Here is a 4,722-nt window from a genome sequence, read left to right as displayed (position 1 = left end):
GGACGTCGCTCTGGACTTTCTGCACCTGTTGCTGCGGTGTCGCGACGGGCGACGTGATCGGCGACGTGTCGGGCACGGCGTTGTCGGCCGGTCCCGTGGTCACCGGATTGGCAGGGGGCGCAAGGGTGTTCAGCTGCTGCTTGACCGTGAAACCAATGATGGCCAGCACGATCAACAGGCCGACGATCGAGAAAAGAATTCGCATCGAAGGGTTCCTGTTCGGGGGCGCCAGTATGCGCTGGCAGGCATCAGTCCAGCACCAGGGTGCGCGACAGGTGGCTGTACACCGTGGCCACGCGCCGCAGGTGGCGTGATTCGGGGTGCGTCAGCAGCCACAGGTCGGTCTCGCTGTCTTCCAGCGCCTCGGTCAGCTGGCGCAGGTCGGGGCGCGTCTTGGCCAGGAACAGCGGCAGCACGCCGACGCCCATGCCCAGCGCAATCAACTCCATCACCGTGAGGATGCTGTTGACGCGGTAGTGGGGCAGCACCTTCGGGAAGTGGCGCTTGCGCCAGACGACGGAAGGGTGCTCGGGCAGCGCGTCGTCCGGAGCGATCCACAAGGCCTTGCCGGCGGTCACGTCGGCAAAGCGCTTGACCGGGCCTTTCGCGGCGGCGTACAGCGCCACGCGCAGTGGCCCGACCAGCTTTCCGACCAGGTGTTGCGGCGGGCGCTTGGTGGCGCGCACGGCAATGTCGGCATCGCGTTTGGTCAGGCTGGCCAATTCGTTGCCGGCGTGCAGCTCGTAGCTCAGCAGCGGGTGCTGGGCGTGCAGCGCGGCCAGTGAAGGCGCGACGAGGGCGTGCAGGATCGTGTCGGTCGTCGTGATGCGAACCGTGCCGGAGACCTGCTCTGGCAGCAGTTGCGCGGCCGAGCGGGCGGCTTCCAACGCGGTTTCCACCTGTTCGGCCTGCTCGGCGAGCGACATGGCCAATTCGTTGGCCGCGTAGCCGGCGCGTGAGCGCACGAACAAGGCCACGCCCAGCCCACGCTCGATGCGCTGCAGGCCGCGGAACACGGTCGACGCGTCCACACCCAGGCGCTCGCCGGCGTCGGCGAGGGTGCCGGCGCGGACCATGGCGAGTACGACGTCGAGGTCAGCGGCCGTCAACTGGTATTGCGCTCGTGCATTCATTGTTTGTCCCGACGCCAATTTTCATGGCGATCTTGCAATCCTACAGTGAGGATGTCGTTCAAACCCCTGGAGTCTCTCGTGAACACCACCGTACCTTTTGGCATCACCTTGCTGCGCCTCAGCCTGGGCGTGATGTGGATCTCGCACGCCTTGCTGAAGTGGTTCGTCTTCACGCTGCCGGGCACGGCGCAGTTCTTTGCCAGCGTCGGCTATCCGGGCTTCCTGGCCTACCCGGTCTTTGCTGCTGAGCTGCTCGGCGGTCTCGCGCTGGTGCTCGGCATCTATGCCCGGCAGGTAGCGCTGGCCCTGGTGCCGATCATGGCCGCGGCGGCGTGGGTCCATCTGCCCAACGGCTGGGTCTTTACCAGCCCGAACGGTGGTTGGGAGTACCCGGTGTTCCTGATCGTCGCCTCGGTGGCGCTGTGGCTGCTGGGGGACGGCGCGCTGGCCGTGCGGCGCAGCCAGGCACTGGTGCCTCGCATTGCGCAGGTGCAGCCATGAGCGCACCGTTGACCCTGGTGTCGCACGTGTTGTGCCCCTACGTGCAGCGTGCGGCCATCGTGCTGACGGAGAAGGGTGTCGCGTTCGAGCGGCGCGACATCGACCTGGCCCACAAGCTGGCCTGGTTTCTGGCGATCTCGCCGCTGGGCAAGACACCCGTGCTGCAGGTGGGCGAGCGCGCCTTGTTCGAGTCGGCGGTCATCTGCGAGTACCTGGACGAAACCCACGGCCCACGTCTGCATCCGGCCGATCCGCTGGAGCGGGCCGTGCACCGTGGTTGGATGGAGTTTGGCTCGGCGCTGCTGAACACGATCGGCGCGTTCTACGCGGCGCCCGACGAAGCCGCCTTGCAGGCACGCGCTGGCGACATCCGTGGCCGGTTGCAGCAGTTGGAGGCCACGCTTGGCCAAGGCCCGTACTTTGCCGGTGAGCGCTTCAGCCTGGTCGACGCGGTGTTCGGGCCGGTGTTCCGCTACTTCGAGGTCTTCGACACCATCGACGACTTCGGTTTCTTCGCCGGCCTGCCTCGGCTGGCCCGCTGGCGCACAGCGCTGGCCGCGCGAGCCTCGGTCCAGGGCGCCGTGGGGGCGGATTACCCGGCGCGTCTGCAGGCGTTTCTACTCGCGCGTGGCTCGGCCCTGTCGGCGCGCATGGCTGTGGGGGCTGTACACGGTTGATGCCTGTCGATGCGGCCTCTGCTGGCTCGCCATTTGCCGGGGCCAGTCTCTGGTGGTACACGTGGGCAACCGACCCAACCGGGTTGGCCCCGCGTCACGCACCTTGAGGCACCGCATCGATGCAAGTTCTCGGCAACCAAGCCGCACAAGTTCTCCAGCACCCGTGGACGTTCGCGCTGCGGGCGCTGAAGGCATTTCGCGCCAACCAGGGGCTGCTCCTCGCCGGGGCGGTCGCTTACTACGCGCTGCTGTCGATCGTGCCCTTGCTGATCATCAGCGTCATTGCGCTGTCCCACTACGTCGACCAAGCCGAGCTGTTGCAGACGGTGGGCCGCTACCTCGAATGGTTGGTGCCGGGGCAGTCGGCGGCGATCGTCGCCGAGCTGGCGCGCTTCCTCGCCAACCGCGGCGTCATTGGCTGGGTATTGCTGGGCACGATGCTGTTCTTCAGTTCGCTGGCCTTCACCGTGCTGGAGAACGCGATGTCGGTGATCTTCCATCACCGGGTGGCGATACGGCGCCGCCACTTCATGGTCTCGGCGGTCATCCCGTATGGCTACATCCTGTGCCTCGGGCTCGGGCTGCTGATGGTCACGCTGGTGGCCGGCAGCCTGCAGGTCCTGGGGCAGGAATCCGTGGAGCTGCTGGGCCACAGCTGGTCGCTGCACGGCTTCTCGGGCCTGCTGCTGTACCTGCTCGGGCTGGCGGGCGAGGTGTTCGTGGTCGCGTCGATCTACATGGTGATGCCGGTGGGTAGCCTGTCGCTGCGGCATGCCTTGCTCGGGGCGGTGGTGGCGGCCTTGTTGTGGGAGCTGTCGCGCCACCTGCTGGTCTGGTACTTCGCCACCTTGTCGCAGATCAGCGCGGTGTATGGCTCGCTGACGACGGCGATTGCCGTGCTGCTGAGCCTGGAGATCGGTGCCACCTTGCTGCTGCTGGGGGCCCAGGTGATCGCGGAATRCGAGCGCCTGGCCAGCGAACCACTCGACGCGCCACCGCGGCCTTTCAGGACGGCGCGGCGCTGACGGCCCTCAGCGCGCTCAGGCCAACCAGGCGCGCAGCTGCTGGTAGACGTCGTCGCGGCTGAGCAGGTCCCAGTGGTTGGCCGAGKTCACGATCATCCGGCGGCTCTTGGGTATCTTCAGCGCACGCTTCGGGTCGCTGTGCTCGCCCAGCGCACTGGCCAGTGGCACGAGCCCGTCGCCCACCGTGGCGCTGCGCAGGCTGGTCGCATGTTCGGACGTGGTGGCGGCCACCAGGTGACATGACACGCCTTCGGGCAGCGGCGTGGGTTGCCGGTCGTCGCGCTTCTGGTCGTAGCGGTCGCGCTGCTGCCAGTCGGCGTCTTGCACGTTGCCAAAGCGCAGGTCGGTGATGCCGGCGCTGCGGGTCTTGCCCAGGCGGGCAAAAGGCGCCACGTAGGGGCTGATGCTCAGCAGCGTGTCGACGAGCCGGCCGCCGCGTTCGAGCGGCGCCCCATGGTGCGGCGTGCCCAAAAAGACCAGCTTGCTGAGGTGAGCGCGCCACGGCCGTTGCTCGCTCAGGCTGCAAGCGCTGCGGGTCACCAGGCCGCCCATGCTGTGGCAGACGATCACCAGCTCTTCCACCGGCACCGGCCAGTTCGCCACCAAATCGTCCAGCAGCGCGGCGAACTCGCGCCCGTTCTGCGAGACATGCCGGCCGGTGTTGTAGTGCAGGTAGACGGGCGTGAAGCCCAGGTCGCGCGCCAAGGCCTGGCCATGGTCGTGGCCGCGGCGTGACCATTGCAGGTCGTTCATCGTCAGCCCGTGCGCCAACACCAGCAGCTTGCCGGTAACGGTGGCGGGCAGGGCTTCGCGGTACGGGCGGCCGTCGATGCGCAACGACATCGGGATGGCCAGCGGGTTGCCGGTGCCCGCCAGGTGGTCGCCCCAGACACCGTTCAGCGCGGCGACGAAAGCCTCGCGCTCGGGGGTCGACAGGCGCGTGTCGAAAGGCAGGGCGCCCCACAGCGCGTCCAGCCCATCGCCGATGGTGCGGGTGGTGCCACGCACCGCGCGGTAGACAAAGCCCGTGATGCCCTTGGGCCGGCCCGCCGGCGCCTGGCCGGCGATGCCGGTGAACGACGCGATGGTGTGGTGCATGGCCTCGACCAGATCGGTCACACCGACGACGGCGTCCACGCCCAGGCGCGACAGCCCGCGCAGGTCGGCAGGCCGCAGTGGCAGCTTCAGGCGCGGGGCGGCGGGCGGCGTGTTGGTCATCGGCAAGGCATCTGAAATGGCTTCGGCTGGACTGTGCGGGGCGCTCCGCCGCCATGCAAGCAAAGATTTAGTGGCCGCTGTCCAGCCGAATGTGGTTCAGGCGCCCTGTGCTTCGGCCAGCACATGCATCAGCGCGTCCACGTCGACAGGCTTGACGAAGTGGTGGTC

Annotated in this window: 6 protein-coding genes; 3 read left to right on the top strand and 3 right to left on the bottom strand. The window is 67.8% G+C overall.

Features of this window, described 5'->3' with window-relative positions; all coding sequences use genetic code 11:
• Positions 1 to 205, bottom strand: a 205-nt coding sequence (locus tag AC1DYI_RS26935; protein ID WP_477207195.1) for a hypothetical protein, incomplete at its 3' end; no start/stop codon positions are given.
• Between the two features lie 43 nt (positions 206 to 248).
• The gene (locus AC1DYI_RS26930) at positions 249 to 1,133 is read right to left on the bottom strand and encodes a LysR family transcriptional regulator (protein WP_477207194.1); all 885 of its coding nucleotides are present in this window, start codon (positions 1,131 to 1,133) and stop codon (positions 249 to 251) included.
• 51 nt (positions 1,134 to 1,184) lie between these two features.
• Between AC1DYI_RS26930 and AC1DYI_RS26925 the strand changes: the two genes are divergently transcribed.
• The 3 genes from AC1DYI_RS26925 to AC1DYI_RS26915 all read left to right on the top strand — a co-directional run bounded on the left by AC1DYI_RS26925 (position 1,185) and on the right by AC1DYI_RS26915 (position 3,336).
• The gene (locus AC1DYI_RS26925; RefSeq protein WP_477207193.1) at positions 1,185 to 1,634 is read left to right on the top strand and encodes a DoxX family protein; all 450 of its coding nucleotides are present in this window, start codon (positions 1,185 to 1,187) and stop codon (positions 1,632 to 1,634) included.
• Positions 1,631 to 2,311, top strand: a complete 681-nt coding sequence (locus AC1DYI_RS26920; RefSeq protein ID WP_477207192.1) for a glutathione S-transferase family protein — start codon at positions 1,631 to 1,633, stop codon at positions 2,309 to 2,311. The genes AC1DYI_RS26925 and AC1DYI_RS26920 overlap by 4 nt, the downstream gene beginning before the upstream one ends.
• A 119-nt stretch (positions 2,312 to 2,430) precedes the next feature.
• Complete coding sequence (locus AC1DYI_RS26915) at positions 2,431 to 3,336, top strand: YihY/virulence factor BrkB family protein (RefSeq protein ID WP_477207191.1); 906 nt, start codon at positions 2,431 to 2,433, stop codon at positions 3,334 to 3,336.
• A 15-nt stretch (positions 3,337 to 3,351) separates the two neighbouring features.
• On the opposite strand, the gene AC1DYI_RS26910 is transcribed toward AC1DYI_RS26915, so the two are convergent.
• Positions 3,352 to 4,554: an esterase/lipase family protein gene (locus AC1DYI_RS26910; RefSeq protein WP_477207190.1), complete on the bottom strand. Its 1,203-nt coding sequence runs from the start codon at positions 4,552 to 4,554 to the stop codon at positions 3,352 to 3,354.
• Positions 4,555 to 4,722 lie beyond the last annotated feature (168 nt).

It is taken from the genome of Ideonella sp. P3_A4, from assembly GCF_056403075.1.
Note: the sequence above shows the minus strand (reverse complement) of the source record. Positions and strands in the feature narration are given on the sequence as shown.

What these genes read in the sequence shown, in the direction of transcription:
- AC1DYI_RS26920 (WP_477207192.1), top strand. Translation starts at nt 1,631, where the DNA reads ATGAGCGCACCGTTGACCCTGGTGTCGCACGTGTTGTGCCCCTACGTG.
- AC1DYI_RS26925 (WP_477207193.1), top strand. Translation starts at nt 1,185, where the DNA reads ATGTCGTTCAAACCCCTGGAGTCTCTCGTGAACACCACCGTACCTTTT.
- AC1DYI_RS26930 (WP_477207194.1), bottom strand. Translation starts at nt 1,133, where the DNA reads ATGAATGCACGAGCGCAATACCAGTTGACGGCCGCTGACCTCGACGTC.